This window comes from Exiguobacterium sp. s40 (assembly GCF_018617905.1).
In the GTDB taxonomy this organism is placed as follows: Bacteria; Bacillota; Bacilli; order Exiguobacteriales; family Exiguobacteriaceae; genus Exiguobacterium; species Exiguobacterium mexicanum_A.
Genome location: NZ_JACSLC010000002.1, coordinates 273044 through 299317 on the forward strand (window position 1 = coordinate 273044; position 26274 = coordinate 299317).

Sequence of the window (26274 nt, forward strand, 5' to 3'; positions counted from 1 at the left end):
TCGTATCACGGTCTCACGCCGTCTCAAATAGAAATTGAAAAAAATATTGGATAGAACATTTGAGAATTAATTTACAAAAAGTAATGGTTGCGTTTACAAGCTGATGATATAGTAAAAGATGTTGGGACATTTTTGGAAAAAGGGGAAATGGATATGAGAACAGCTTTAAAATGGACGATTGCGACAGCGCTCGTATTACCGGCGACGTTACCGCTCCACGCACCGAACGTGCTCGCGTCAGAAGACGTTGTAAAGCTCCGCTTCTTGGAGACGACGGACTTACATACGAATATCACGAACTACGATTACTTCCAGGACAAAATCGATAACACGATCGGGTTGACGAAAGTCGCGACGTTGATTCAGCAACATCGCACGGACGCCGGAAAGTCGAACACGTTCCTATTCGATAACGGGGATACGCTTCAAGGGACGCCGTTCGGGGATTACGTCCGCGAGCAACATCAAAAAGCACCAGGCGCGTTCGAGCATCCGATGTATCAAGCGATGTCGGCGCTCGAGTTCGACGCCGTCACACTCGGGAACCACGAGTTTAACTTTGGGCTCCAGTTCTTGTATGACGCGATGCAAGGGTCGAAAGGAAAGCTTCGCTTCGTCAACTCGAACGTGAAGGACTTGTCAGGCGAGCCGATCGTCTCGAAATACAATGAAGACGGACAAGAAGTCCAAATCATTGAACGTCAAGTCGTCGACGGGGACGGCGAGACACATACAATCAAAGTCGGTGTCTTCGGTGTCGTGCCGCCAAAAATCATGTCGTGGGATTCAGGGAATCTCCAAGGCAAGGTGACGGCAGATGATATGGTACCGGCAGCAAAAGCGGCCGTCGCCAAATTGAAAGAGCAAGGTGCGGACGTCGTCGTCGCACTCGCGCACTCAGGGATCGGGGAAAGTGCGGCACTTGCGGAAGAACAGTCAGATGGGGAAGAGAACGTCGGCTACGCGCTCACGAAAATCGAAGGGCTCGACATGATCATGACCGGTCACCAGCACGGCCGTTTCCCAGACGCGAATGGCATGTTCACTTCATTCCCGAATGTGGATATGAACAAAGGGACAATCAACGGCAAGCCGGTCGTCATGGCGAACAACCAAGGGAAAGACCTCGGTGTCATCGACCTCGACCTCGAGCTCGTCGACGGCAAGTGGAACGTGCTCGACGCGCACGCGAAACTCGATACAGTCAAGGCGGACACACCGGTCGACCCGACGATCGCCTCGCTCATCGACGCGGACCATAAGGCGACGATCGAATACATCAACCGCCCGGTCGGTGAGATTCAAGACGACATCCAAAGCTACTTCGCGCTCGTCCGTGACGACGCGTCGGTCCAGTTCGTGACGAACGCGCAGAAATGGTACGTCGAGAAAGAACTCGCGACGAACCCGGAGCTTGCGGCGTATAAAGAGCTCCCTATCCTTTCAGCCGGGGCACCATTCAAAGCGGGTAACCGTCAGTTGACGGACGCCAGCTATTACACGAACATCCCGAAAGGCTCGATCGCATTGAAAAACGTAGCCGACCTATACGTCTTCCCGAACACGCTCGAAGTTGTCAAAGTGACAGGCGCGGACGTGATGGACTGGCTCGAGATGTCAGCTGGGGCTTACAAACAAGTCTCGGATACGAACGATGAATTGCTCAACTTGGAGTTCCGCAGCTACAACTTCGATATTCTTGACGGCCTCACGTATGAGATTGACGTGACGGGTCCAGCCAAGTTCGATGCGGGCGGGAAATTGATTCCGGAAAACAAAGATGCAAACCGCATCAAGAACGTGAAGTACAACGGCAAGCCGATCACACTCGACCAAGAGTTCCTCGTCGCGACGAACAACTATCGCGCTGGCTCGACATCGTTCCCGGGACTCGGTGGCGGGAAGAACATCGTTTACCGTTCGGCGTATGAGACACGGAACGTCATCTCGGACTATATCGTCTCAGGCAAGCTCGAATACAAAGCGGATGACAACTGGAAGATCGTCGCTGATGCGAAACGGACAGCGAAGTTCGAGACGGCCGATGCCGGCAAACAGTACGTCGACCTGTATGAAGGCATCGAAGCGACCGAGACGACACGTCCGGATGCGGCGAATCGCTTGTTCCGCACATACACGATCGAACTCGATCAAGCGGCAGTCGAACTCGCCCTCACGGTGAACACGATCAAACCAGGTGCGAAAGCGGTGACAGGGACGACGACACCGAACGCCAACGTCACGTTGAAAGATGGCGACAAAGTGCTCGCGACAGCGAAAGCGGACAAAGACGGTGCGTATACGCTCGTGACGAAACCGCTCAAGCTTCGCCAAACGGTGACGATCGTCAGTGAACTCTTTGGTCAAATGAAAGAAGAGACGAAAGTGGTTGGAGCCGGTCATGTCGGTGCCCCGGCCCTTCGTTAATCAATGAACAAGCCCTCAGTTTTGAGGGCTTTATTTTGTGTCAAAAAAGTGAACGAAACCTCTTACGAAAAAAGGGAATCTGCTGTATAATCAATCACGTAAGCGTTTACATTATATGTGTAAAACAACAGGATTCATTTTTTCGGGGCCGGTGGGGACCGGCTACATACGTTCAAAAGGGGACAGCACACATGATTACATTCTTTATTGCCTTGGCGATTCTATTCGTCGGGTACAAAGTGTACGGCAGCTACGTCGAGAAGACGTTCGGTATCAAGGAAGAGCGGACGACACCTGCCTACGCGTCACAGGACGGCATCGACTACGTGCCGATGGGGAAAAAACGGAACTCGATGATTCAACTGTTGAACATCGCCGGAGTCGGCCCGATCTTTGGCCCAATCATGGGGGCGCTCTACGGACCGGTCGCGTTCCTGTGGATCGTCTTCGGATCGATTTTCGCGGGCGCTGTGCACGACTATTTGACGGGCATGATCTCACTTCGGAACAACGGGGCTCACTTGCCGCAACTCGCCGAGAAGTTCCTCGGCCGCTCGCTCCGCCACGTCGTCAACGGGTTCGCCCTGCTTCTTTTGCTCTTGGTCGGGACGGTGTTCGTCACGTCGCCGAGTAACATGATCAACAACTTGTTCGACGGCAACGCGACGACGCTCACGATCGTCATCTTCGCCGTGTTCGCCTACTACATCTTGGCGACATTGCTCCCGGTCGATAAGATCATCGGGCGCATCTACCCGTTCTTTGGGGCGCTTCTCATGATCAGCGCCATCGGGATCGCCGTCAGCCTGTTCGCGCAAGGCTACAAGATTCCAGAGATGACACTCACGAACATGCATCCGGATGGCTTGCCGATTTGGCCACTCCTCTTCTTCACGATCTCGTGTGGAGCGTTGTCTGGTTTCCACGCCACGCAGTCGCCGATCATCTCGCGGACGACGATGAAAGAGAGCAACGGCCGTGAAATCTTCTACGGCATGATGATTGTCGAAGCGGTCATCGCCATGATTTGGGCCGGGGCCGCCATGGCCATCTTCGAGCCAGGCGAATTGCTCGGATTGATTCAAACCGGTACGCCGGCACTTGTCGTCCAAGAAGTGGCGACGCTCATGCTCGGCAGCATCGGCGGCACGCTCGCCATCCTCGGTGTCATCGTCTTGCCGATCACATCGGGCGACACGGCGTTCCGTAGCGCTCGGATGATCATCGCCGACTATATGAAAGTCGCGCAGAAGAAGTTCTCGTCACGCCTGTGGATCGCGCTCCCGCTCTTCGCGATCTCATACGTGCTCACGAACATGGACTTCCAGATGCTCTGGCAATACTTCAACTGGGCCAACCAGACGACGGCGGTCATCGCCTTGTTCGTCGGGGCGATGTACCTTTACATCAAAGGGCGCAACCATTACATCGCGCTCATCCCGGGGACGTTCATGTTGTACGCCGTCTGGTTCTACATTTTGACGGCACCGATCGGCTTCAAGATGGATGGGGTCATCCCGTACGTCATCGCCACGATCGGGACGATCACGCTGCTCGTCTTGTTCCACATACGCGCCAAAGCGATGCGGGCACAAAATATGGAATGTGACGTCCCGGTGAAGGAAGTCGCATAATCCACAGACATGGGTCGCTTCGGCCCATGTTTTTGTTTGCAACAAAATCGGGAAATGACCATACTAGAGGAATAGATTTGAAAGGTGGGACCTGAATGGATCAAGAGAAGCTAAAAGACATGCTCCATGCCGACACGCTCGGGGAAGAGATTGCGAGCGCCATCACCCATGGCCTCGGGGTCATCTTCAGCATCGTCGCGCTCGTACTGCTTGTCATGACGGCAACCGAGACGGGAAGCACAGGTAACGTCATCGCCGTGAGCGTGTTCGGGGTATCGATGATTTTACTGTACCTGTTCTCGACACTCATGCATGCGATTCCGCATCCACGGGCGAAACGCGTGCTCCAAGTGTTCGACCATGCGGGGATTTACTTACTCATTGCGGGAAGTTATACGCCGTTCGCGCTCGTGTCGCTCAAAGGGACGCTCGGTTGGACGTTGTTCGGCATCGTCTGGGGCGTCGCCGTGCTTGGTGTCGTCTGGAAACTGTTCTCGACCGGGAAGTACATGTGGGTATCGAACGTGACGTATCTCGGCCTCGGCTGGATTTGTCTCATCGCCATCCGTCCGCTGTACGCGTCGCTCGGTCATAACGGGTTCATGTTGCTCCTCGCCGGGGGGATCGCCTATTCGGTCGGGATCGTCTTTTACATGTGGCAGAAACTGCCGTTCAACCACGCGATTTGGCATATGTTCGTCCTAGCTGGAAGTGTGCTCGTTTTCCTCAGTATTTTGCTCTATGTGGCACCGAATACGAGCCTGTAAAATAGACGTCCCACGGGGCGTCTGTTTTTTTCTAAATCTAAGGAAATGAATCGGTGAAAACGATTACAAAATTACAGACGAATGGACGTTTGTATGTCATAATAATTTCAGACATCGTCATAGAGATAGATGGGTGTAAACGTAAGGGGGAAAATCAGATGGAAAAAGTGTTGCGCGATGGATTTATCTACATGTCTCAAAACAAAACACTCAACAGTTTGGCTAAAAAATACGGGCTTCGGTTCGGGGCTTCGCGCTTTGTGGCGGGGGAAGATTTCAAGACGTCGGTGCCGACGATTCGTGAGTTAAACGCGAAAGGATTATCGGTCACGGTCGACCACTTAGGGGAATTCATCACGACGGTCGCAGAAGCGAACGAAAACCGGGATGAAATCATTCGTGCCATCGAAATCATGGCGGAAGAGAAGCTTGACGCGTACATGTCGCTCAAGCTGACGTCGCTCGGATTCGATATCTCGGACGAGTTGATCGAAGACAACATGCGTCAAATCTTGACGACGGCGAAAGAAGTCGGTGTGTTCGTCGCCATCGATATGGAAGACGAGGCACGTTGCGAGAAGACGCTCGACTTGTTCAAGAAATTGAAAGCGGACTTTGAGGGCCTGGGGACGGTCATCCAGTCATACTTGTACCGCTCGGAAGATGACATCAATCATCTCGCGCCGCTCAAGCCGAACCTTCGTATCGTCAAAGGGGCTTATAAGGAACCGGCGACGGTCGCTTTCCCGGAGAAAGAAGACGTCGACCACAACTACTTGAAGCTCGTCAAACTCCATCTGGCGAACGGGAACTACGCCTCTATCGCAACACATGACGACCATATGATTGATGCGGTCATCGAACATGTGAAACTGAACAACATCCCACTCGACCAGTTCGAGTTCCAAATGCTGTACGGCATCCGGGTCGAGCGTCAACTCGAGCTCGTCCGTCAAGGCTATAAAGTCCGTGTCTACGTGCCATACGGCCGTGACTGGTACGGCTACTTCATGCGCCGCCTCGCGGAACGTCCGGCGAACGTCGCGTTCGTTTTAAAAGGGATGGTCAAGAAATGAGAATAGCACGAACGTCCGTCGAGGGCGTTCGTGCTTTTTTTGATGCGTTCTCTATTATTTGATGTGGTCAATTCAAGGCGCGCTTTTTAAAGAAACTATGCCACGATTCAGCATTTGACGCTTCCTCATCTTTTTCTACCCAAAAATCCGGACCGGTTTGATCAGACAGCCAAAAGAAAAGCTCTTGCTCGTATTCTGGGTTCACATCTTGCAAGGCGCCTGGTGTAAACAGATACTGTTTATTTTGAATGAAGGCGTCTCGGATGTAATCGGTCATATGATATGGACCATACCCATAGGAAGTATTGATGTCAGGCGAAGGATTTTCTTCCATACGAATATACATATGTGTTTGCGCTAAAAATGTAAACATTCTCGCGAGGGCAAGATAGCCTTCGGCGTTGCCGACAAAATTGATGCCAGCCTCGTTCAAACTGACTTCTATCTTGGCATCATGGTCAAAGTGAGGGTCGAACTCTAAAATGTCTTCATCATATTCTTCATCGTTATGCTGACTTGTCATCGACGGGCCTCCATTTTTACTTGTTAGCATTAGTACACATGGGGGATGACATAGAGTGTCGGTCGTTTTCAGTGTCAGGGAAATGCGTCCGTCGGCGTCCTGACTCATGCAGGAAAGCAATCCAGCGAAGAACCCGCCGTGCCGGGAACGGCGCGAGGAGGCTTCGGGATTGCCTGCTGAAAGCATGGGCGCCGAAAGGACGCATTGAATATAAAAAGAAGACTCAGCTGCAAACTGAGCCTTCCCAAATCATCCGTTAATGACCGTACCACCGTTGACGTGCATGACCTGTCCGCTGACGTACGTCGAGTCGTCACTTGCGAGATAGACGTAAGCCGGGGCAAGTTCTGCTGGTTGGCCCGGACGTTTCATCTCAGCCGAGTCACCGAACGAGGCGACTTTTTCCGCTGAGAACGTCGCTGGGATGAGCGGTGTCCAAATCGGACCTGGTGCGACGCCGTTGACGCGAATCTTCTTCTCGGCCAAGTTCTTGGCGAGCGAACGTGTGAACGCTGTGATCGCACCTTTCGTCGATGCGTAGTCGATCAATTGATCATTACCTTCGTACGCTGTGATCGACGTCGTGTTGATGATGCTTGCGCCTTCGTTCAAGTACGGGAGGGCGGCTTTCGTCAAATAGAACATGCTGAAGATGTTCGTCCGGAACGTCTGCTCGAGCTGGTCGTCCGAGATATCGAGGAGCGACTCCTGCGGATGTTGCTCGGCTGCGTTATTGACGAGGATGTCCAAATGGCCGAACGTCTCGAGCGTCTGTTTGACGACGTCTTGACAGAAAGCCGAGTCGCCGAGGTCACCTTGCAGCAATAGACAAGCTTGACCGAGTTCTTCGATGCGTTCTTTCGTCGCCTCGGCGTCCTCGAGCTCGTTTTGGTCTTTATAGACGATGACCGTATTCGCGCCTTCGTGGGCGAAGAAGATGGCGACCGATTTCCCGATGCCGGAGTCACCGCCCGTGATGATGGCGACCTTATCTTTCAGTTTATCGCTTCCTTTATATCCTTTACGTTCATAGATCGGGTACGGCTCCATCTTCGAATCGATTCCCGGTTGATGGGCTTGTTCTTGACCGTCTTTCTTGAACGATTCAAAATCCTGTCGGTTCCCCATTGTGTTTAAACGATTATCACTCATGAATACATTCCCCTTTCTAAAATTGACTCTTTGTGTCTATACCACAGTCACCGAAAAATAAATCGTCCTCGGTAAAATTGGAACGAATTTGAAAAATGAACGCTTGCGAATGAATTGTCATTCATTTATGATAGAAGAGTAAACACGATGGTGATTGCGATTTTTTTTACGCTTGAAATGAATCACTATTCATTCTCATTGAGGGGGGAACAATATGACGAGTCACATCGAACAATCAGCCGACCTCCGTTTGACGAGCAACATTCGTTTTGCGGTCGTCATCGGTTCAGGAGTAATGGGGGCGGGGATTGCGGCTCACTTGGCGAACGCGGGGATTCGTTCGCTCATGCTCGACATCGTACCACGTGAATTGACGGCGAAAGAAGAAGCGAAAGGGCTCACGCTCGAGTCACCACAAGTACGGAACCGCATCGCTTCTGAGAACCGTCAAAAGCTATTGAAACAAAACCCGGCACCGCTCGCGACAGCGGAGCACTTGAACTTCATCGACGTGGGGAACTTAGAAGATGATCTCGAGCGCTTGAAGGAAGCGGACTGGGTCATCGAAGTCGTTGTCGAACGGCTCGATGTGAAGCAGCAACTGTTCGAAAAAATCGCACCTTACATCCGTGAAGACGCGATTCTCAGCTCGAACACGTCGGGTATCTCGATCGAGGCGATGGCGAGCGTATTGCCGGAAGGCTTGAAGGCACGTTTCCTCGGAACACACTTCTTCAACCCACCGCGCTATTTGAAATTGCTCGAACTCATCCCGACGGAGAAGACGGCACGCCCGGTCATCGATTTCATGGCCCGCTTTGCTGAGGACCGTCTCGGGAAAGGCGTCGTCGAAGCGAAAGACACACCGAACTTCATCGGGAACCGCATCGGCACTTACGGACTCCTCGTCACGTTCGAAGAGATGCTCAAGCAGAACGCCTCGATCGGCGAGATGGACTCGATCACCGGACCGCTCATCGGCCGGCCAAAATCGGCGACATTCCGTACGCTCGACGTCGTCGGGATCGACACGTTCGTCCACGTCGCCGGAAACGTCTATGAGACGCTCGACGCCGGTGAAGAGAAGGATACGTTCGACGTCCCTGCTGAAATGAAGACGCTTGTCGAGAAGGGCTGGATCGGTCAAAAGGCCGGACAAGGCTTCTATAAGAAAGACGGAAAAGTCATCCAGGAACTGAATCTCGAGACGTTCGAATACGAACAATTGAAAGCGATTACAGGACCGGAGCTCGACCAAATCAAATCGCTCCCAGGTTCGAAAGCGAAGTTGAAAGGTGCCATCTTGAACAAGGGACGCATCGGACAACTGCTCTGGCCGGTCACGGCGAAGACGCTCGTCTACTCGGCTCGTCTCACGGGCGAGATCAGTGATTCGATCGTCGCCATCGATGACGCGATGAAGTGGGGCTTCGGCTGGAAGTTCGGACCGTTCGAGACATGGGACGCACTCGGTGTCGAGAAATCGGTCGCCCGCATGAAAGCGGAAGGCTATGACGTCCCGGCGTGGATTGATGAGATGCTCGCTGCCGGACACACATCGTTCTATAAGGGAGACCAGTATTACGACCAAGCGTCACAGACGTACGTTGAGAAGACCGTCAACCCGAAAGAAGTGAAACTCGCCCCGCTCGCCAAGTCGAACGGGATCGTGCTCGAGAACGGTGGGGCCCGCCTCATCGATATCGGAGACGACGTCGTCGCCCTCGAGTTCACGTCACCGAACAATGCGATCGGTGTCGACATCATGCAGATGATTGAACAGTCGATCGACCTCGTCGAGACCGACTTCAAAGGACTCGTCCTCGCCAACGATGGTAAGAACTTCTGTGTCGGTGCCAACCTCGCGATGATGCTCATGGAAGCGGAAGACGAGAACTGGTACGAGCTCGATTGGATCATCAACAAGTTCCAACAAGTCGTCCAGAAGATTCGCTACGCGGGTCGCCCGGTCGTCGTCGCACCTTACGGCATGACGCTCGGCGGCGGGACAGAAATCAGCTTGCCGGCCGCACGCATGCAGGCGGCGCTCGAGACGTATATGGGTCTCGTCGAAGTCGGCGTCGGCCTCATCCCAGGTGGGGGCGGAAACCTCAACACGTATCGTCGCCTCCTCGAGCAGACACCGAAGTCGATGCAAAACATCGAGAAAGCGGCGCAACAGACGTTCGAGAATATCGCCATGGCGAAAGTATCGAAGTCGGCCTATGACGCGAAAGCGCTCGGCTATCACCGTCCGGTCGACGGCATCTCGATGAACCGCGACCACTTGACGTTCGACGCGAAACAGACGGTGCTCGGTCTCGCTGACGGCTACACGGCACCGGTTCGTGAGAAGTTGCCGGTCGTCGGTCAAACAGGAAAAGCGACACTCGAACTCGCGGCATACGAGATGTTCTACGGTGGCTATATCTCTGAACACGATTTGAAGATTGCGAAAAAACTTGCTCACGTCATCAGCGGCGGCGATTTGGCATACGGCACGATGGTCGACGAGCAGTACTTCCTCGACATCGAGCGCGAGGCGTTCCTAAGCCTCATCGGGGAACCGAAATCGCAGCAACGGATGCAACATATGCTCGTCAAAGGCAAGCCACTTCGGAACTGACAAAAGGGGGACTTAACAGATGAGAGAAGCAGTCATCGTGGCTGGCGCACGGACGCCGGTCGGAAAAGCAAAACGCGGTTCGTTCCGAAATGTTCGCTCGGATGAACTCGCGGGTCATGCGATTAAAGCGACGCTCGAGCGGTCTGGCTACACGGGACCAATCGACGACGTCATCATGGGGTGCGCCATGCCGGAAGCGGAACAAGGGATGAACATCGCCCGTTACGCGGCCGTACGAGGTGGCTTGTCGCACGAAGTACCAGCCATCACGATCAACCGATATTGCTCGTCCGGCCTTCAAGCGATCGCCGACGCGGCAGCGAAAATCATGATCGGTCAAGCGACGGCGGTCATCGCCGGCGGTATGGAATCGATGAGCCTCGTCCCAATGGGCGGCCACGTCATCCGTCCAAATCCGACAATCATGGAGACGGCTCCGGAATACTATATGAGCATGGGACACACGGCAGAACGTGTCGCGGCCGAATATAACATCTCGCGCGAAGACCAAGACTTGTTCGCCATCGACAGCCACCAAAAAGCGGCGGCAGCGATTGCGGGCGGCAAGTTCGAAGAAGAGATCGTCCCGGTCACGGTCGTCGAGCACGTGCTCGGCGAAGACGGGAAAGTCGCGGAACGTGAACTCGTCGTCAAACATGACGAAGGCGTCCGTGCCGACTCGACGCTCGAGGCGCTCGGTAAACTGCGCCCGGCATTCAAAATCAAGGGCTCGGTGACGGCGGGGAACGCGTCACAAGTGTCCGATGGCGCGGCAGCCGTGCTCGTCATGGAGCGCGAAGAAGCCGAACGTCAAGGCTTGAAACCGATGGCAAAATTCCTCTCGTTCGCGGTCGGCGGTGTCCGTCCGGAAGTGATGGGGATCGGCCCGGTCGTCGCCATCCCGAAAGCGCTCGAGATGGCCGGCGTGAAGTTGGAAGAAGTCGGATTGTTCGAACTGAACGAGGCGTTCGCGAGCCAATCGCTCGGCGTCATCCGTGAACTCGGCATCGACCCGTCGAGAGTGAACGTCAACGGCGGCGCGATCGCACTCGGGCATCCGCTCGGTTGCACGGGCGCGAAACTCGCGGTCTCGATCTTGCATGAGATGAAACGACGCAATGAAAAGTATGGGGTTGTGACGATGTGCATCGGTGGCGGTATGGGTGCTGCTGGCGTCTTCGAATTACTATAAGGGGGAATTGACAATGGAACGTACAGAACATGAATTGATTAAAGGCGGTAGCTTCGTCATCGACGCACTCGACGCGGATCGTTTGTTCACACCGGAAGACTTCTCAGATGAGCACAAAATGATTGGCGACACGACGGCGAGCTTCGTCGACGACCGTGTCATGCCTGTCCTTGGACGCATCGAGAAACATGAGTTCGATCTCTCGGTCGAATTGTTGAAAGAAGCGGGCGAGCTCGGTCTCCTCGGCGCGGACGTGCCAGAAGAGTACGGCGGTTATCAGCTTGATAAGATCTCGTCATCGATCATCACGGAGCGGTTCGCCAAGGCACGTTCATTCGCCCTCAGCTACGGCGCCCACGTTGGGATCGGGACACTCCCAATCGTCTTCTTCGGAACGGAAGAGCAAAAGCATAAGTACTTGCCGAAGCTCGCGACCGGCGAATGGATCGCGGCGTACGCCCTCACAGAGCCAGGCTCAGGGTCGGACGCGCTCGGTGCGAAAGCGACGGCCGTCTTGAACGAGGCCGGCACGCACTACGTGTTGAACGGGGAGAAGCAATGGATCACGAACGCCGGTTTCGCGAACGTGTTCGTCGTCTACGCGAAAATCGACGGCGACAAGTTCAGCGCCTTCATCGTCGAGCGTGACTTCAGCGGGGTCTCGACAGGGGCTGAAGAACAGAAGATGGGCATTAAAGGCTCATCGACACGGACGCTCATCTTAGAAGACGTCGAAGTCCCAGTCGACAACCTCCTCGGAGAAATCGGCAAAGGCCACGTCATCGCCTTCAACATCTTGAACGTCGGTCGTTACAAACTCGCCGTCGGTGCGGTCGGTTCGTCGAAACGTGCGTTCGATCTCTCGGTCCAGTACGCGAACGAGCGTAAACAGTTCAAGACGCCGATCAGCCAGTTCCCGCTCATCCAAGAAAAACTCGCGACGATGGCCGCGAACATCTATGCGATGGAGAGCTCGGTCTACCGGACGGGCGGTCTGTTCCAAGACAGTCTCGACGCCCTCGGCGACGACAACATGCGTGACGGCTCGAAAGTCGCCCAAGCGATCGCTGAATATGCGATTGAATGTTCGTTGAACAAAGTGTTCGCCTCGGAGACGTTCGACTACGTCGTCGACGAAGCGGTCCAAATCCACGGCGGCTACGGCTTCATGACCGAATATGAAGTCGAGAACTTGTACCGTGACTCACGCATCAACCGCATCTTCGAAGGAACGAACGAGATCAACCGCTTGATCGTGCCGGGCACGCTCCTCAAGAAAGCGATGAAAGGCGACTTACCACTCCTCGCCGAGGCACAGAAACTCCAAAAAGAGCTCATGAGCTACATGCCGCAAGAGCTCGACGGCTCACCGCTCGCACGCGAGAAGATGCTTCTGTCGAACATGAAAAAAATCAACTTGATGATCGCCGGAACGGCCGTCCAGAAATATCAGCAAGACATTCAGAACGAGCAAGAGATTCTCGCGAAGATCGCCGACATCATCAGCGCCATCTATGCGCTTGAAGCGGCCATCGCGCGGACGGATAAAGCCATCGCCCGCACAGGCGTTGAGAAGAACGGACAGAAAGTCCGCTATACCGAAATCTTCGCCGAGCAAGTGTTCAAGCAAGTCGAACTCATGGCGAAAGAAGTCTTGTACGCGGCCGCATCGGGCGACGAGCAGCGCATGCTCTTGTCGGCGATGAAGAAGTTCAGCCGTTATCAGCCAATCAACGTCATCGGCACGAAACGCGAAGTCGCCGCGAGCCTCATCAAAGCGAACAAGTTTATCGTGTAAGCAAGCGAGAGAAAGGGTGGACCGGACGCGGTCGGCCCTTTCTTTTTGCCTTGCCGACACCGTACAATGGACGGAAGGAGGCGAAGTAGATGAGACGTAAGGCATTGTTAGAACGGATGGATGCGATTGGCCGCTCAGTCGCAGAGCATGATGGGACACTCATGCTCCTCGCGCTCGGTTCGATCGGGCTCGAGACGGACCGGCTCGATGACTATTCGGACCTCGATTTCTTTTTGATTGTCGAGGACGGACATAAGGCCCGCTTTATCGACAATTTGGATTGGCTCGCCGTTGAACCGTTGGCGTATCAGTTCCAAAATACGAAAGACGGACATAAGGTCATGTATGAGGACGGCATTTATGGTGAGTTCGCCGTGTTTGAAGTCGTTGAGATGCCTGGCATCGCCTACACGCCAGGCCGTGTCGTCTGGCAGCGTGACGAAGCGTTCCACGCCTTCGCGACGCCGAACGTCGTCACAGACGTCCCTGACGCCGCGTATTGCTATGAAGAGGCGCTGACGAACCTATACGTCGGCTTGCTCCGAGAGCGACGTGGCGAGCGACTTGCGGGCTTTGAACTCATTCAAGTCGCGGTAATCAATAACGTGCTGAAGGCACATGGAGAGATGAGTGATCCGTTCAATCCGACGCGACGCGTCGAGACGAAGCATCCTGACGTGACTAGGCTCCTTGAGCAAGGGGTTTTAGGCTATGGGCGTTCCGTCGAGGCGGCAGCTGCGATTCTCGGTTATATCGAGGCGCGTCATCCGGTGAACGCATCGTTGAAGCGAGAGATTGAGCGTTTGCTTGAAGCGTGAATGGTCGATTCGGAATGTGCTACATTTATAGAAGAGGTGATGAACATGGTGACACTATATGGCTATCCGCCATGCAGTACGTGTAAAAAAGCAGAGAAGTGGTTGAAAGAGAACAACGTCGAGTATACATACGTCCATATCGTCGAGGCGACACCGTCGAAAGATGAACTGGCCGAACTATGGAAACAGTCGGGTCTCCCGCTCAAAAAATTCTTCAATACGAGCGGCCAAGTATATCGAAATGAAGGTATCAAAGATCAACTGCCAAATCTATCAGAAGACGAACAACTCGAGCTTCTCGCGAGCAATGGTATGCTTTTAAAGCGTCCAATCGTGACAGATGGTCAAAAATCAACTGTCGGATTTTCAGAAAAGTCGTTTACAGACGTTTGGCGCGAAGTGCTATAATACTCGTGTGAGTCTAATTCATTTGAGGGGGAAGTTAAGATGAGCAAAGTACCTGCCAATCTACGTTATTCAAAAGAGCACGAATGGGTTGAAGTGAACGGAAGCGTGGCCCGCATCGGGATCACGGATTTCGCACAAAGCGAACTAGGGGATATCGTCTTTGTAGAACTTCCTGAAGTCGGCGGCACGATTTTACTCGATGAGCCGTTCGGTTCGGTCGAGTCGGTCAAAACCGTTTCAGAATTGTACGCTCCAATCTCTGGAAAAATCACAGCGGTGAACGAATCACTCGCTGATTCACCAGAACTCGTCAACGAGGCACCGTTCGAAGGCGCTTGGATGATCGAAGTCGAGTTGAACGACGCGTCAGACGTCGACAAACTCATGTCAGCCGAAGAATACGAAGCGATGATTCAAGGCTAAACAAAACCCGGTTTCTCTTCACGAGAAGCCGGGCTTTTTTTGTTCATTCGAAATCGAGGCGGTAATGATCAGGCTGGATGAGCGACGTCCGGTTGAACAGGCGGTAGAAGATGATTCCGAGCGTTACCGGGATGAGTCCGAACAAGACGATGACGAGCATGACGTTCCAGAGCGCGAAGCCTCCCGGCATCAAATGCAAGGCGTTGATTGGACCGATGAGGCCGGAGACGCCGAAACCGGCACTGATCGGCGTGCCTTCGATCCGAAGGATGCCTGCGAGCGCTCCGAGGATGGCCGCATTGGCGAGTACGGGCAACATCATGATTGGACGACGGACGAAGTTCGCCATTTGAATCTTCGGTGACCCGAGGAAGTGGGCGATCGACGTTCCCGTCGCGTTCATCTGCCAGCCGGCGATGGCGAGACCGAAGCCGGCGGCGACGACCCCTAGGTTGGCGGCCCCGGCCGCGACACCAGACAGGCTGATGGCTGTGGCGATGCCGACCGTCGAGATTGGCGAGACGATGATGAGCGAGAACGCCATCGCAATCAACATGCCCATCACAATCGGCTGTAGTTCCGTCATTGTCATAATGATTGTCCCGACGTATGTTGTGATTTGTGAGATGTAAGTGAGTAGGAACGCCCCGATCCCTCCGGCGACGACGATGACCGTCATCGGTAAGACGAGTACCGTGTATGTCTTCAAGCGTGGCGACAACTGCATGACGAGGAACGTCGCAAGAGCGGCCGTCACACCGGCCGTGATGACGTCACCGATTCCAGCCATGAGGAACACCCCTTCCTCGATGCGGATGGCGCCGCTCCCGACTTGGGTCGCGATGCCGATTGTGCCGGCCTCGAGTGCCGAGCGTCCGAACTGCATGGCGACAGCGACACCGATGATGACCGGTAAGAGACGCATCGCAATCGTTGTCGCGTCCAAGATGAACTGCAAGGACGGAACATAAGGTAAGATGGCTTTCGTTAATTCACCGAGCAAGGCGCTCGGGATGAGGGCGATGAGGATGGCAAGACTAAGGCCGTTCAAGACGTTCATCAAAAACTGTTTTCCGGTAAGCTTCTCTTCCGTCATTGGGGATTCACCTGTCCTTTTCTACTGGTATGCTGTTATGTACAAAAGCAATAAAGTTAATGACCATACTATGCCTCTTTCTAGAGAGCGTCAATACAAAATGTTGAAATGTTCAGAATTTTCCATTTGAGCACAACTTTTGAACCGACCGGTCCGGATTCATATACTTAGAGGAGAGGTGAGAACAATGATGACAGACGGATTCTTATATATATACGCCCCGATGTGCGGTACATGCGCCGTGGCCGAGCGGATGCTCTCGGTCGTCGAGGCCGTCGACCCCGAACTCCAGATTGAAAAGCGCGATGCCAACTTTATCCCGAACGAGCTCGAGGCGTATCAGGTCATGAGCGTCCCGGCGCTATTGAAGCTGGAAAATGGCCAAGTTCGCGATCGTTTGTACGCGTTTCAAAACGTCCAGCACGTCCTATCTTTCGTCAAATGAGATAGGATGATTAGAATAATCTGAAAATTTTAAATAATCAGTTGACACAGAAAGTTCACGAATGATATATTCATTACAACATCTTACTTGAACACAACATAGGACGAGATTTTCCCGTCAGCAAGACGTTTTCGAACAACCGTTGCATGAGCTTACGCGATTTCAGGTGGACCTTCCCTTCGATTGTCCCCCAAAAAAATCAAGCGTCGGGGCACCGGTCGCGTAATTGCATGGTCCGTTCGAAGATCGAGTGATGGTCGGGTAAAAATCCCCCATATAAGGATGAATGCTCTGATCGGGCAAAAGAGGTTCATCTATGGGTTGTCTTTCAGTGACTCAAGGTGCTACGTTCTGTGTCATCCTCGGATGGCACCTTTTTTTAATTTGTCTGAAAAAAATAGTTTGACATGAAAATAATGTGTCGCTATGATAAAGCTAATCAAATACGCAACCCCTCTTATCAAGAGAGGCTGAGGGACTGGCCCTATGACGCCCAGCAACCGCGGAGCAATCCGAAATGGTGCTAATTCCAGCAAGGTGTAAACCTTGGAAGATGAGAGCAATCGTTGTCCGTACCGATAAAGTACGCACGTTTGCTCAAACGTGCGTACTTTTTTTGTTGTCAGGAGGGAAATGGATTGATTCAACTACGCAATGTGGCCAAATGGTTCGATACGAAAAACGGTCGGGTCCAGGCGGTCGATGATGTGTCGCTTACCATCGAAAGCGGCGAAATTTTTGGAATAATCGGATATTCAGGGGCGGGGAAGTCGACGCTCATCCGCTTGCTCAACCGACTCGAGGCACCGTCTAGCGGTGAAATCGTGGTCGCCGGCAGCGAGCTGACGAAGCTCACGCCTAAGGAACTACGCGGGGTACGTAAAAACGTCTCGATGGTGTTCCAACACTTCAACCTATTATGGTCGCGCACGGTCGCTGAGAACATCAGCTTCCCGCTCGAGCTCATCGGGGTACCGGCCAGCGAACGCAAACGCCGCGTCCAAGAACTTGTCGAACTCGTCGGCTTAGGCGGACGGGAAGACAGCTATCCGTCGCAACTATCGGGCGGTCAAAAGCAGCGAGTCGGGATAGCCCGTGCGCTCGCTACGAATCCAGAAGTGCTCCTCTGCGATGAAGCGACGAGCGCACTCGACCCGAAGACGACCGATTCGATTCTCGAACTGCTCGTCAGCATCAATAAAAAGCTCGGATTGACGATCGTCCTCATCACCCATGAGATGCACGTCATCCAAAAGATTTGCCACCGCGTCGCCGTCATGGAGGCCGGGAAGGTCGTCGAGACCGGACAAGTCGCCGAGGTGTTCCAACATCCGGAACAGCCAATCACGAAAGAGTTCGTTAAGCAGATCGGCGCGGTCGAAGACATGTCGCTCACGTTCGAGCACTTGAAAGCGCGTTATCCGAGCGGTCAAATCGTCAAGCTCAAATTCTTGAACGAGACGGCCGAGCAACCGATTCTGTCAGAAGTGTTGAAGCAGCATGATATCGGCTTCAACATCATCGGCGGGAACGTGACGCAGTCACAAGTCGGTGCCCTCGGGACATTATTCATCCAATTGATCGGAGAGCCGGCTGAAGTCGAGCGGGCCATCGCCTCAATCCGATCGCAGGCAGTGGAAGTGGAGGTAGAAAGCGATGTTTCCTAATGTAGATTGGCAAGTCATGCTCGAGCAAACGTGGGAGACGCTCTATATGACGCTCGTCGCCGGAGCCGCGACGTTCGTCATCGGTCTCGCCCTCGGGATGCTCTTATACGTCACGAACGAACCGCTCATGATGAAAAACCGTCCGATTTACACGGTCATCAGCGCAATCGTCAACGTGTTCCGGTCGATCCCGTTCATCATTTTGATCATCTTGCTCATCCCGTTCACGTTACTCGTCGTCGGGACGATGCTCGGGTCGACGGCAGCGTTGCCGGCGCTCATCATCGGTGCGGCTCCGTTCTATGCGCGGATGGTCGAGCTCGCCCTGCGTGAAGTCGACCGCGGCGTCATCGAGGCGGCTGAATCGATGGGTGCGACAAAATGGCAGATCGTCTATAAAGTGTTGTTCCCAGAAGCATTACCGGCCATCGTGTCAGGCATCACGGTCACGATCGTCGCGATCGTCGGTTATACGGCGATGGCAGGGGTCGTTGGGGGCGGGGGACTCGGGAACTTGGCGTTCCTTGAAGGGTTCCAGCGCTCACAGAGTGACGTCACGTTCGTCGCGACCGTCTTAATCTTGGTTATCGTCTTCGTCATCCAGTTCATCGGCGATCGACTCGTATCAGTAATTGACAAGCGTTCCGCTTGATCTAAATAGAAAATTTGGAGGGGTTTTATAATGAAATCATGGAAAACAGTACTCGGATTGACAGCAGCTTCAGCACTCACTATTCTCGCAGCTTGCGGCGGAGATTCAGAATCAGGTTCGGGCGATGACAAGACGCTCGTCGTCGGTGCGTCAAACGTCCCGCACGCTGAGATTTTAGAGCACATTCAAGACGACTACGAAGAGAAGGGCTATACGCTCGAAATTAAGAAGTTCCAAGACTACGTCCTCCCGAACAAAACGCTCGCGGACGGCGAACTCGACGCGAACTACTTCCAACACGAGCCGTACCTCGAGTCGCAAATGGCTGAGAACAAAGACTACAAATTCGCATCTGCCGGCGGCGTCCACATCGAGCCGATCGGTGTCTACTCACAAGACTACAAATCACTCGATGAGCTGCCAAAAGGCGCTGAAATCATCATGAGTTCGTCAGTCGCTGACCACGGACGAATCCTCACGATGCTCCAATCAGAAGGCTTACTCACGCTCGCAGAAGGCAAGACGACGGACGCGACGGTTTCAGACATCGTCGACAATCCGAAAAACTTGGAGTTCAAGACGGACGTTGAAGCGGCACTTCTCCCGCAAGCGTTCAACAACGGTGAAGGGGACGCGGTCCTCATCAACACGAACTACGCGATCGATGCCGGCCTCAACCCGCTCGAAGACGCGATCGCCCTTGAAGGCGAAGACTCACCTTACGTCAACTTGATCGTCACACGTGAAGGCGACGAAGACGACGAGCGCGTCAAGGCACTCCTTGAAGTCCTCACGTCAGAAGAGACACAACAGTGGATCTTGGACGAATACAAAGGCGCAGTCGTACCGGTCAAATAATAATTGTTGTCAAGGCTCGGGACATCCCGGGCCTTTTTTGTTTGGAGTAGTTTTGGCGCACCAATAGAAGTACAATACATATGTGTAGAAAAAGGGGGGATCCGGATGAACATACGACACATTCATCCGCTGACGCTGGGTGTCTTATTTGGTACATTTTTTGCCCGGCTGTCGACATTTTTTGTTATGCCGTTTTTTGCGATTTATCTTGCGACGCTTGGCTTCTCGGCGAGTATCATCGGGACGGTGTTCGCCATCTCGGCGTTATCGGGGTTATTCATGAGCTTTTTTGGGGGCACGCTGTCTGACCGCTATGGACGCAAACAGTTGATGCTCATCGGAATCGCCTTGAACGCGATCACGTTCAGCGGGTTCGCGCTCGGGACGGAATTATTTTGGTTTTACATGTTCTCGGTACTTATGGGCGTGTCGCGGTCGTTCCTCGAACCGGCGTCCCGCGCGCTCATCAGCGACACGACGCAACCGGACCAGCGCGTCATCGTCTACAATGTCCGCTACTTTTTAATCAATATCGCGGCGGCGATCGGTCCGTTGCTCGCGGTCGTGTTGTCGCTCACCGGGGCGAAGAGCGCCTTCTTCGTCGTCACGGGCGTCTATGTGTTATACGGTCTCGTCATCTCGACGTTGTTCCGGAAATATCCGTTCGAGGAAGGGGACGGCGTCAAAGTCCGGCCGCGCTTGACGGAGACGTTCCGTGTGTTACAACAAGATAAGACGTTCCGCTACGTCATCATCGGGATGATCTTCGCCATCATCGGCTATAGTCAGTTCAATGCGACGTTGCCGCAGTTCATCGCGTTCCATGACGGTTTCAGCGATGGCTCACGTTTGTTCGCCTATCTGTTGACGGTCAATGCGATCACGGTCCTTATCGTCCAATATCCGATCATGCGCTTCGGGATTCGCGTGTCGCCGATCAAGTCACTCTTTTTCGGCGTCGGGACGCTGTCGACGGGGCTCCTGCTCATCGGTTTTGCGACCGAGACGTGGGTGTTGTTCATCGCGATGGTCATCTTCACAATCGGTGAGGTGCTCATGTTCACGATGACGGATGTATTGACGGACGAATTGGCACCGGCTCACCTGCGCGGGACGTATTTCGGGGCGATGGGGTTGACGGCGCTCGGTCAGACGATCGGCCCCGTCATCGGTGGGGTGTTGCTCGATGGGTTTGATAACGCCGCGTTGCCAGTGTTTGGAAGCTTGGCCGTGTTGACGGCTTGCGGCGCCTTCTTCTTCGCCGGCGCCTTGAAAGAACGGAAAGCAAGTTTGGCCTTAATCGAGGAAAAAGTTGGATAAAGTCTTGATTTCCCGATATTCTCATTCTCAACATTTAAGTTTTATTGAGAATGAATAATAAGGTGAGTCGCTTGAAATAAAAAATTGCCTAGATTAAGATTAGAATATATCTAATCTACGCCAAAAATGGCGAGAAAACGGAAGGGGTATCCGAATGTCTAACGTACCACACATGAAAATTGATGACCTCCGCGTCTCAATCGAAGGAAAAGAGATCGTCAAAGGTCTTAATCTTGAAATTAAAGGTGGCGAAATTCACGCCATCATGGGTCCTAACGGGACGGGTAAATCTACACTCGCATCGGCACTTATGGGACATCCATTATATGAAGTAACAGGCGGAAGCGTCGATTTGAACGGCGAAGACGTACTCGACATGGAAGTTGACGAGCGCGCGCAAGCCGGAATGTTCCTCGCGATGCAGTATCCTGCTGAAATCAGTGGTGTCACGAATGCCGATTTCTTGCGTTCAGCAATCAACTCACGCCGCGAAGAAGGACAAGAAATCTCACTCATGAAGTTCATCCGTGAACTCGATGCGAAAATGGACGTCCTCGAAATCCCTTCAGAAATGGCACACCGCTATTTGAACGAAGGCTTCTCAGGCGGAGAGAAAAAACGTAACGAGATTCTTCAAATGATGATGATTAAACCGAACATCGCCATCCTCGATGAAATTGACTCAGGTCTCGACATCGATGCGCTCAAAGTCGTCGCCAAAGGCGTCAACGAAATGCGCAACGAAGAGTTCGGCTGCTTGATCATCACGCACTATCAACGTCTCCTCAACTACATCGAGCCAGACTTTGTTCACATCATGATGGACGGTAAAATCGTCATGTCAGGTGGCAAAGAGCTTGCACAACGACTCGAAGCAGAAGGTTACGACTGGGTGAAGCAAGATCTTGGAATGACAGTAGACACAGAAGCGTAAGGAGGCTGTACGATGACCGTACAATTTGAATTGGATGCACAAGCAGTAGCGGCACGTGCAGAGGCGCTCGGTGGACCGGCATTTATGGTCAACCGTCGTAAAGTTGCAGCAGAACTTGCGCCGACTCTCGCCTTGCCAAAAGTTGAAAAGATCAAGATTGATAAATGGGACTTCGTCTCTGGAGACGTCGAGCTCAAGAAGCAAGACGGCTTGACGCCTGAAATCGAAGCACTTCTTGGAGACCACCGTACAAACGTGCTCGTTGAACGCAACGGTCATGTCGTCTACAACGAACTCGCGACGCCAGAAGGTGTCCTCTTCATGGGCATCAACGAAGCGATGGAACAACATCCGGACCTCGTCGAGAAGTACTTCATGACGGAAGGTGTCCGCGTGGACGAAGAACGTTTGTCTGCGTTGAACGCTGCCCTCATGAACGGTGGTGCGTTCCTATACGTACCGAAGAACGTCCAGTTGAAAGACCCGCTCCAAGCCATCTTCACGATGGAACAAGCGAACGGCGCGCTCTATCACCACACGATCATCGTCGCGGACGAAGGCAGTGAAGTGACGTATGTCGAGAGCTTCCTCTCGAACACGAACGAGCCGCACACGGTCAACGCCGTGACAGAAGTGTTCGCAGCCGCGAACGCGAAAGTCGTCTTCGGTGGCGTCGATCAGCTTGCTGAGTCGGCCCTCTCGTTCATGAACCGCCGTGGTGTCGTCTATGAGAACGCACGCCTTGAATGGGCGCTCGGTCACATGAATGACGGCAACTCGCTCGTCGAGACGAAGACACACCTCGTCGGAGACAACACGTTCTCAGACACGAAAGCCGTCACGGTCGGTCGTGGCGCACAGAAACAAAACTTCAACATCCGGACGGACCATTTCGGGAAGTCTTCAGAAGGGTTCATCTTGATTCACGGTGTCCAAAAAGATTCGGCCACGGCCATCTTCAGCGGGACATCGATGATTCACCACGGCGCTTCGAAATCGAACGGCGTTCAAACGGAACGTGTGCTCATGTTGTCTGAAAAGGCACGTGGCGACGCGAACCCGATTCTCCTCATCGATGAGGACGACGTCATGGCCGGTCACGCCGCTTCGGTCGGACGCGTCGACGACGTGCAGCTCTACTACTTGATGAGCCGCGGTTTGTCACGTAAAGAAGCCGAACGGTTGATCATTCACGGATTCTTGAACCCGGTCGTCGAGCAACTCGCGATCGAGTCGGTCAAAGACCGTCTCCGTGAAGTCATCGAAGGGAAAGTACGTTAAGATGATCGATGCCTCGATTCGTAAACAGTTCCCGATTTTAGATCAGGAAATCAACGGTCATCCGCTCGTCTATCTCGACAGCGCGGCGAGCTCCCAAAAACCGCTTGCTGTCATCGAGGCGATCGAGGATTACTATCGCCGCATCCACTCGAACGTGCACCGGGGCGTCCATACGCTCGGGACGCACGCGACGGATGCGTATGAAGGGGCGCGGGAGCGCGTCCGTTCATTCATCAACGCCGCCGTCCCGGAAGAGATCATCTTCACACGCGGGACGACGACGGCGATTAACCTCGTCGCGTCGAGCTACGGGGATGCCAACGTCGGAGCAGGGGACGAGATCGTCCTCACGCCGATGGAGCATCACGCCAACTTGATTCCATGGCAACAGCTCGCCAAGCGTAAAGGGGCCAAACTCCGTTACGTCGAATTGACGCCGGAGGGTCGAGTCACGCTCGACGCGGTCCGTGCCGTCTTGTCGGACCGGACGAAAATCGTTGCCATGAGTCACGTCTCGAACGTGCTCGGTACGATCAACCCGATTGCCGACGTGGCGAAGCTCGCCCATGAAAAAGGCGCGGTCATGGTCGTCGATGCGGCGCAAAGCGCACCGCACCGTAAACTTGACGTGCAAGCACTCGACTGCGACTTCCTCGCCTTCTCAGGCCATAAGATGCTCGGTCCGACCGGGATTGGGGTCTTATACGGGAAGAAACAGTTGCTTAAACACATGGAACCGGTCGAATTCGGTGGCGAGATGATCGATTACGTCGACTTGTATGAGTCGACATGGAAAGATATCCCGTACCGGTTCGAAGCAGGGACGCCGATTATCGCCGGCGCCGTCGGTTTGGCAGCGGCCATCGACTTTTTAGAAGACCTCGGTCTCGAGAACGTCGAAGCCCACGAACGGGCGCTTGCGACGTACGCCATCGAACAGATGCGGACGATCGAAGGTATCCAAATCTTCGGGCCAGAGGAACGGGTCGGACTCGTCACGTTCAACTTAGGTGACGTGCACGCCCACGACTTAGCGACCGTCTTGGACATGCAAGGCATCGCGGTCCGGGCCGGTCACCATTGTGCCCAGCCGCTCATGCGTCTCCTGAAGCAATCATCGACAGCCCGAGCGAGCTTCTACTTGTACAATACGAAAGAAGAAGTCGACCGCTTCATCGAAGGGCTACGTCAAACGAAGGAGTATTTCAATTATGAGTTTTAACAACCTCGACATGTTGTACCGACAGGTCATCATGGATCATTATAAAAACCCAAGAAACCGTGGCGTCATCGAAGATGGCGTGACGATCGACTTGAACAACCCGACATGCGGGGATTCACTCCGACTCCAACTCCAAGTCGAGGATGGAATCGTGAAAGATGCCAAGTTTGAAGGGGAAGGCTGTTCGATCAGTCTCGCCTCGGCATCGATGATGACTCAAATCGTGAAGGGCAAGTCTGTTGACGAGGCACTCCAATTGGCCAACATCTTCTCGGAGATGGTCCAAGGGAAAGACTACGATACAGACACGTTCGACCTAGGCGACATCGAAGCGTTGTCTGGCGTCTCAAAGTTTCCGGCTCGCATCAAGTGCGCCACGCTCGCGTGGAAAGCGCTTGAAAAGGGAGTCGACGAGGAAGCGTAAGTAGAAGGAGGAGACCGATATGGCGAAAAACATGCCTGACATTGGCGATTATAAATATGGCTTCCATGACCGAGACATCTCGATTTTCCGTTCAGGCCGCGGCTTGACGAACGAAATCGTAGAAACGATCTCGCGCATGAAAGAAGAACCGACATGGATGCTCGAGTTCCGTTTGAAATCACTCGAACAGTTCCGCAAAATGCCGATGCCGACATGGGGCGGCGATCTCACGGCACTCGATTTCGATGAGATCACGTATTATGTCAAACCGTCTGAAAAGACAGAGCACTCGTGGGACGAGGTTCCTGAAGAAATCAAACGTACGTTTGACAAGCTCGGAATCCCGGAAGCGGAGCAAAAATACTTGGCAGGCGTTTCGGCTCAGTATGAGTCTGAAGTCGTCTATCACAGCATGCAAGAAGATTTCGAAGCGAAAGGTGTTGTCTTCAAAGATACAGACACGGCGCTTAAAGAAAATGAAGACCTCTTCCGTGAGTATTTCGGAAAATTGATTCCGCCGACGGACAACAAGTTCGCGGCACTCAACTCGGCTGTTTGGTCAGGTGGCTCGTTCATCTACGTACCAAAAGGCGTGAAGCTCGAGCAACCGCTCCAAGCTTACTTCCGCATCAACTCGGAGAACATGGGTCAGTTCGAGCGGACGCTCATCATCGTCGACGAGGGCGCATCTGTCCATTACGTCGAAGGATGTACAGCACCGGTCTACACGACGAACTCACTTCACTCAGCGGTCGTTGAGATCTTCGTCAACAAAGACGCGTACTGCCGTTATACGACGATCCAAAACTGGGCGAACAACGTCTATAACTTGGTCACGAAGCGTGCCGTCTGTGAAGCGGGTGGATCGATGGAGTGGATCGATGGTAACATCGGTTCGAAACTCACGATGAAATACCCGGCTGTCATCTTAAAAGGTGAAGGCTCACGTGGTATGACGCTCTCAATCGCCCTCGGCGGTAAAGGGCAGCACCAAGACGCCGGCGCGAAAATGATTCACCTCGCACCGAACACGTCGTCGTCAATCGTCTCGAAGTCGATCTCGAAACAAGGCGGAAAAGTCTCGTATCGCGGTATCGTCCACTTCGGCCGTAAAGCGAAAGGCGCACGTTCGAACATCGAATGTGACACGCTCATCATGGACAACGAGTCGACGTCGGACACGATCCCGTACAACGAGATCTTGAACGATCAAGTCTCACTCGAGCACGAAGCGAAAGTCTCTAAAGTGTCAGAAGAGCAACTCTTCTACCTCATGAGCCGTGGAATCTCGGAAGAAGAAGCGACGGAAATGATCGTCATGGGCTTCATCGAGCCGTTCACGAAAGAATTGCCAATGGAATATGCCGTCGAAATGAACCGTCTCATCAAGTTCGAGATGGAAGGATCGATCGGATAATCTTTAATTAGCGAACTCACCGCAATAAACTGTACCCTGAGTAGTAGACACTAAAAAAAAGTCTACTGCTCAGGGTTTTTGTGTACACTGGACTAAATCATATTGGGAGTGAAT

At 53.4% G+C, this 26274-nt stretch carries 23 protein-coding genes and 1 riboswitch; of the genes, 20 read left to right on the plus strand and 3 right to left on the minus strand.

The window, feature by feature from the left end; translation table 11 throughout:
- The first annotated feature begins 153 nt into the window (after nt 1–153).
- The 4 genes from KNP02_RS03040 (at nt 154) to KNP02_RS03055 (ending at nt 5904) form a co-directional block, all read left to right on the plus strand.
- Nucleotides 154–2427: a bifunctional 2',3'-cyclic-nucleotide 2'-phosphodiesterase/3'-nucleotidase gene (locus tag KNP02_RS03040; RefSeq protein WP_214707305.1), complete on the plus strand. Its 2274-nt coding sequence runs from the start codon at nt 154–156 to the stop codon at nt 2425–2427.
- 191 nt (nt 2428–2618) lie between these two features.
- Nucleotides 2619–4061, plus strand: coding sequence for a carbon starvation CstA family protein (locus KNP02_RS03045; RefSeq protein ID WP_214707307.1), 1443 nt, complete (start codon nt 2619–2621; stop codon nt 4059–4061).
- 95 nt (nt 4062–4156) lie between these two features.
- Nucleotides 4157–4828 (plus strand): PAQR family membrane homeostasis protein TrhA, encoded by a 672-nt coding sequence (trhA, locus tag KNP02_RS03050; RefSeq protein WP_214707309.1) that lies wholly within the window; start codon nt 4157–4159, stop codon nt 4826–4828.
- A 158-nt stretch (nt 4829–4986) separates the two neighbouring features.
- Nucleotides 4987–5904, plus strand: coding sequence for a proline dehydrogenase family protein (locus tag KNP02_RS03055; RefSeq protein ID WP_138859096.1), 918 nt, complete (start codon nt 4987–4989; stop codon nt 5902–5904).
- A 67-nt stretch (nt 5905–5971) separates the two neighbouring features.
- Here KNP02_RS03055 and KNP02_RS03060 read toward each other — a convergent pair whose 3' ends face one another.
- Together KNP02_RS03060 and KNP02_RS03065 are read right to left on the minus strand one after the other, a co-directional pair.
- A complete protein-coding gene (locus KNP02_RS03060; RefSeq protein WP_214707311.1) occupies nt 5972–6427 on the minus strand; it encodes a hypothetical protein in 456 nt (151 codons plus the stop codon).
- Between the two features lie 249 nt (nt 6428–6676).
- Nucleotides 6677–7579 carry an SDR family oxidoreductase gene (locus KNP02_RS03065; RefSeq protein ID WP_371743398.1) on the minus strand — a complete coding sequence of 301 codons (903 nt, stop codon included), beginning with the start codon at nt 7577–7579 and terminating at the stop codon, nt 6677–6679.
- Nucleotides 7580–7793: 214 nt separating this feature from the next.
- Between KNP02_RS03065 and KNP02_RS03070 the strand changes: the two genes are divergently transcribed.
- From KNP02_RS03070 to gcvH, 6 genes are all read left to right on the plus strand, one after another.
- Nucleotides 7794–10205, plus strand: a complete 2412-nt coding sequence (locus tag KNP02_RS03070; RefSeq protein WP_214707313.1) for a 3-hydroxyacyl-CoA dehydrogenase/enoyl-CoA hydratase family protein — start codon at nt 7794–7796, stop codon at nt 10203–10205.
- Between the two features lie 19 nt (nt 10206–10224).
- Nucleotides 10225–11397 (plus strand): acetyl-CoA C-acetyltransferase, encoded by a 1173-nt coding sequence (locus KNP02_RS03075; protein ID WP_214707315.1) that lies wholly within the window; start codon nt 10225–10227, stop codon nt 11395–11397.
- Between the two features lie 13 nt (nt 11398–11410).
- The gene (locus KNP02_RS03080) at nt 11411–13195 is read left to right on the plus strand and encodes an acyl-CoA dehydrogenase family protein (RefSeq protein WP_214707317.1); all 1785 of its coding nucleotides are present in this window, start codon (nt 11411–11413) and stop codon (nt 13193–13195) included.
- A gap of 89 nt (nt 13196–13284) precedes the next feature.
- Entirely contained in the window at nt 13285–14013 is a 729-nt protein-coding gene (locus KNP02_RS03085; protein WP_214707319.1) for a hypothetical protein, read from the plus strand.
- Nucleotides 14014–14058: 45 nt separating this feature from the next.
- Complete coding sequence (locus KNP02_RS03090) at nt 14059–14421, plus strand: arsenate reductase family protein (protein ID WP_214707321.1); 363 nt, start codon at nt 14059–14061, stop codon at nt 14419–14421.
- Between the two features lie 39 nt (nt 14422–14460).
- A complete protein-coding gene (gcvH, locus tag KNP02_RS03095) occupies nt 14461–14844 on the plus strand; it encodes a glycine cleavage system protein GcvH (RefSeq protein ID WP_021065488.1) in 384 nt (127 codons plus the stop codon).
- A 43-nt stretch (nt 14845–14887) separates the two neighbouring features.
- On the opposite strand, the gene KNP02_RS03100 is transcribed toward gcvH, so the two are convergent.
- Entirely contained in the window at nt 14888–15940 is a 1053-nt protein-coding gene (locus KNP02_RS03100) for a PTS sugar transporter subunit IIC (protein WP_214707323.1), read from the minus strand.
- 187 nt (nt 15941–16127) lie between these two features.
- On the opposite strand from KNP02_RS03100, the gene KNP02_RS03105 reads away from it, so the two are divergent.
- From KNP02_RS03105 to sufB, 10 genes are all read left to right on the plus strand, one after another.
- A complete protein-coding gene (locus KNP02_RS03105) occupies nt 16128–16385 on the plus strand; it encodes a thioredoxin family protein (protein ID WP_114166832.1) in 258 nt (85 codons plus the stop codon).
- A 454-nt stretch (nt 16386–16839) separates the two neighbouring features.
- A riboswitch (SAM riboswitch) is annotated at nt 16840–16945 on the plus strand.
- A 78-nt stretch (nt 16946–17023) separates the two neighbouring features.
- Nucleotides 17024–18052 (plus strand): methionine ABC transporter ATP-binding protein, encoded by a 1029-nt coding sequence (locus KNP02_RS03110; protein ID WP_034778457.1) that lies wholly within the window; start codon nt 17024–17026, stop codon nt 18050–18052.
- Nucleotides 18042–18704 carry a methionine ABC transporter permease gene (locus tag KNP02_RS03115; protein ID WP_034778455.1) on the plus strand — a complete coding sequence of 221 codons (663 nt, stop codon included), beginning with the start codon at nt 18042–18044 and terminating at the stop codon, nt 18702–18704. The genes KNP02_RS03110 and KNP02_RS03115 overlap by 11 nt, the downstream gene beginning before the upstream one ends.
- A gap of 30 nt (nt 18705–18734) precedes the next feature.
- A complete protein-coding gene (locus KNP02_RS03120) occupies nt 18735–19562 on the plus strand; it encodes a MetQ/NlpA family ABC transporter substrate-binding protein (RefSeq protein WP_214707325.1) in 828 nt (275 codons plus the stop codon).
- Nucleotides 19563–19667: 105 nt separating this feature from the next.
- Nucleotides 19668–20882 (plus strand): MDR family MFS transporter, encoded by a 1215-nt coding sequence (locus tag KNP02_RS03125; protein ID WP_214707327.1) that lies wholly within the window; start codon nt 19668–19670, stop codon nt 20880–20882.
- A 172-nt stretch (nt 20883–21054) separates the two neighbouring features.
- Nucleotides 21055–21816 carry a Fe-S cluster assembly ATPase SufC gene (gene sufC, locus KNP02_RS03130; protein WP_152567746.1) on the plus strand — a complete coding sequence of 254 codons (762 nt, stop codon included), beginning with the start codon at nt 21055–21057 and terminating at the stop codon, nt 21814–21816.
- A 12-nt stretch (nt 21817–21828) separates the two neighbouring features.
- Nucleotides 21829–23097, plus strand: a complete 1269-nt coding sequence (gene sufD / locus KNP02_RS03135) for a Fe-S cluster assembly protein SufD (RefSeq protein ID WP_214707329.1) — start codon at nt 21829–21831, stop codon at nt 23095–23097.
- A gap of 1 nt (nt 23098) precedes the next feature.
- Entirely contained in the window at nt 23099–24319 is a 1221-nt protein-coding gene (locus KNP02_RS03140; protein WP_214707356.1) for a cysteine desulfurase, read from the plus strand.
- The gene (gene sufU / locus KNP02_RS03145; protein ID WP_034778441.1) at nt 24309–24743 is read left to right on the plus strand and encodes a Fe-S cluster assembly sulfur transfer protein SufU; all 435 of its coding nucleotides are present in this window, start codon (nt 24309–24311) and stop codon (nt 24741–24743) included. The genes KNP02_RS03140 and sufU overlap by 11 nt, the downstream gene beginning before the upstream one ends.
- A gap of 19 nt (nt 24744–24762) precedes the next feature.
- Nucleotides 24763–26160: a Fe-S cluster assembly protein SufB gene (sufB, locus tag KNP02_RS03150; protein WP_214707331.1), complete on the plus strand. Its 1398-nt coding sequence runs from the start codon at nt 24763–24765 to the stop codon at nt 26158–26160.
- Nucleotides 26161–26274 lie beyond the last annotated feature (114 nt).

Coding starts and splice junctions, on each gene's coding strand:
- KNP02_RS03040 (WP_214707305.1), top strand. CDS start 154: ATGAGAACAGCTTTAAAATGGACGATTGCGACAGCGCTCGTATTACCG.
- KNP02_RS03045 (WP_214707307.1), top strand. CDS start 2,619: ATGATTACATTCTTTATTGCCTTGGCGATTCTATTCGTCGGGTACAAA.
- trhA (WP_214707309.1), top strand. CDS start 4,157: ATGGATCAAGAGAAGCTAAAAGACATGCTCCATGCCGACACGCTCGGG.
- KNP02_RS03055 (WP_138859096.1), top strand. CDS start 4,987: ATGGAAAAAGTGTTGCGCGATGGATTTATCTACATGTCTCAAAACAAA.
- KNP02_RS03060 (WP_214707311.1), bottom strand. CDS start 6,427: ATGACAAGTCAGCATAACGATGAAGAATATGATGAAGACATTTTAGAG.
- KNP02_RS03065 (WP_371743398.1), bottom strand. CDS start 7,579: ATGAGTGATAATCGTTTAAACACAATGGGGAACCGACAGGATTTTGAA.
- KNP02_RS03070 (WP_214707313.1), top strand. CDS start 7,794: ATGACGAGTCACATCGAACAATCAGCCGACCTCCGTTTGACGAGCAAC.
- KNP02_RS03075 (WP_214707315.1), top strand. CDS start 10,225: ATGAGAGAAGCAGTCATCGTGGCTGGCGCACGGACGCCGGTCGGAAAA.
- KNP02_RS03080 (WP_214707317.1), top strand. CDS start 11,411: ATGGAACGTACAGAACATGAATTGATTAAAGGCGGTAGCTTCGTCATC.
- KNP02_RS03085 (WP_214707319.1), top strand. CDS start 13,285: ATGAGACGTAAGGCATTGTTAGAACGGATGGATGCGATTGGCCGCTCA.
- KNP02_RS03090 (WP_214707321.1), top strand. CDS start 14,059: ATGGTGACACTATATGGCTATCCGCCATGCAGTACGTGTAAAAAAGCA.
- gcvH (WP_021065488.1), top strand. CDS start 14,461: ATGAGCAAAGTACCTGCCAATCTACGTTATTCAAAAGAGCACGAATGG.
- KNP02_RS03100 (WP_214707323.1), bottom strand. CDS start 15,940: ATGACGGAAGAGAAGCTTACCGGAAAACAGTTTTTGATGAACGTCTTG.
- KNP02_RS03105 (WP_114166832.1), top strand. CDS start 16,128: ATGATGACAGACGGATTCTTATATATATACGCCCCGATGTGCGGTACA.
- KNP02_RS03115 (WP_034778455.1), top strand. CDS start 18,042: ATGTTTCCTAATGTAGATTGGCAAGTCATGCTCGAGCAAACGTGGGAG.
- KNP02_RS03120 (WP_214707325.1), top strand. CDS start 18,735: ATGAAATCATGGAAAACAGTACTCGGATTGACAGCAGCTTCAGCACTC.
- KNP02_RS03125 (WP_214707327.1), top strand. CDS start 19,668: ATGAACATACGACACATTCATCCGCTGACGCTGGGTGTCTTATTTGGT.
- sufC (WP_152567746.1), top strand. CDS start 21,055: ATGAAAATTGATGACCTCCGCGTCTCAATCGAAGGAAAAGAGATCGTC.
- sufD (WP_214707329.1), top strand. CDS start 21,829: ATGACCGTACAATTTGAATTGGATGCACAAGCAGTAGCGGCACGTGCA.
- KNP02_RS03140 (WP_214707356.1), top strand. CDS start 23,099: ATGATCGATGCCTCGATTCGTAAACAGTTCCCGATTTTAGATCAGGAA.
- sufU (WP_034778441.1), top strand. CDS start 24,309: ATGAGTTTTAACAACCTCGACATGTTGTACCGACAGGTCATCATGGAT.
- sufB (WP_214707331.1), top strand. CDS start 24,763: ATGGCGAAAAACATGCCTGACATTGGCGATTATAAATATGGCTTCCAT.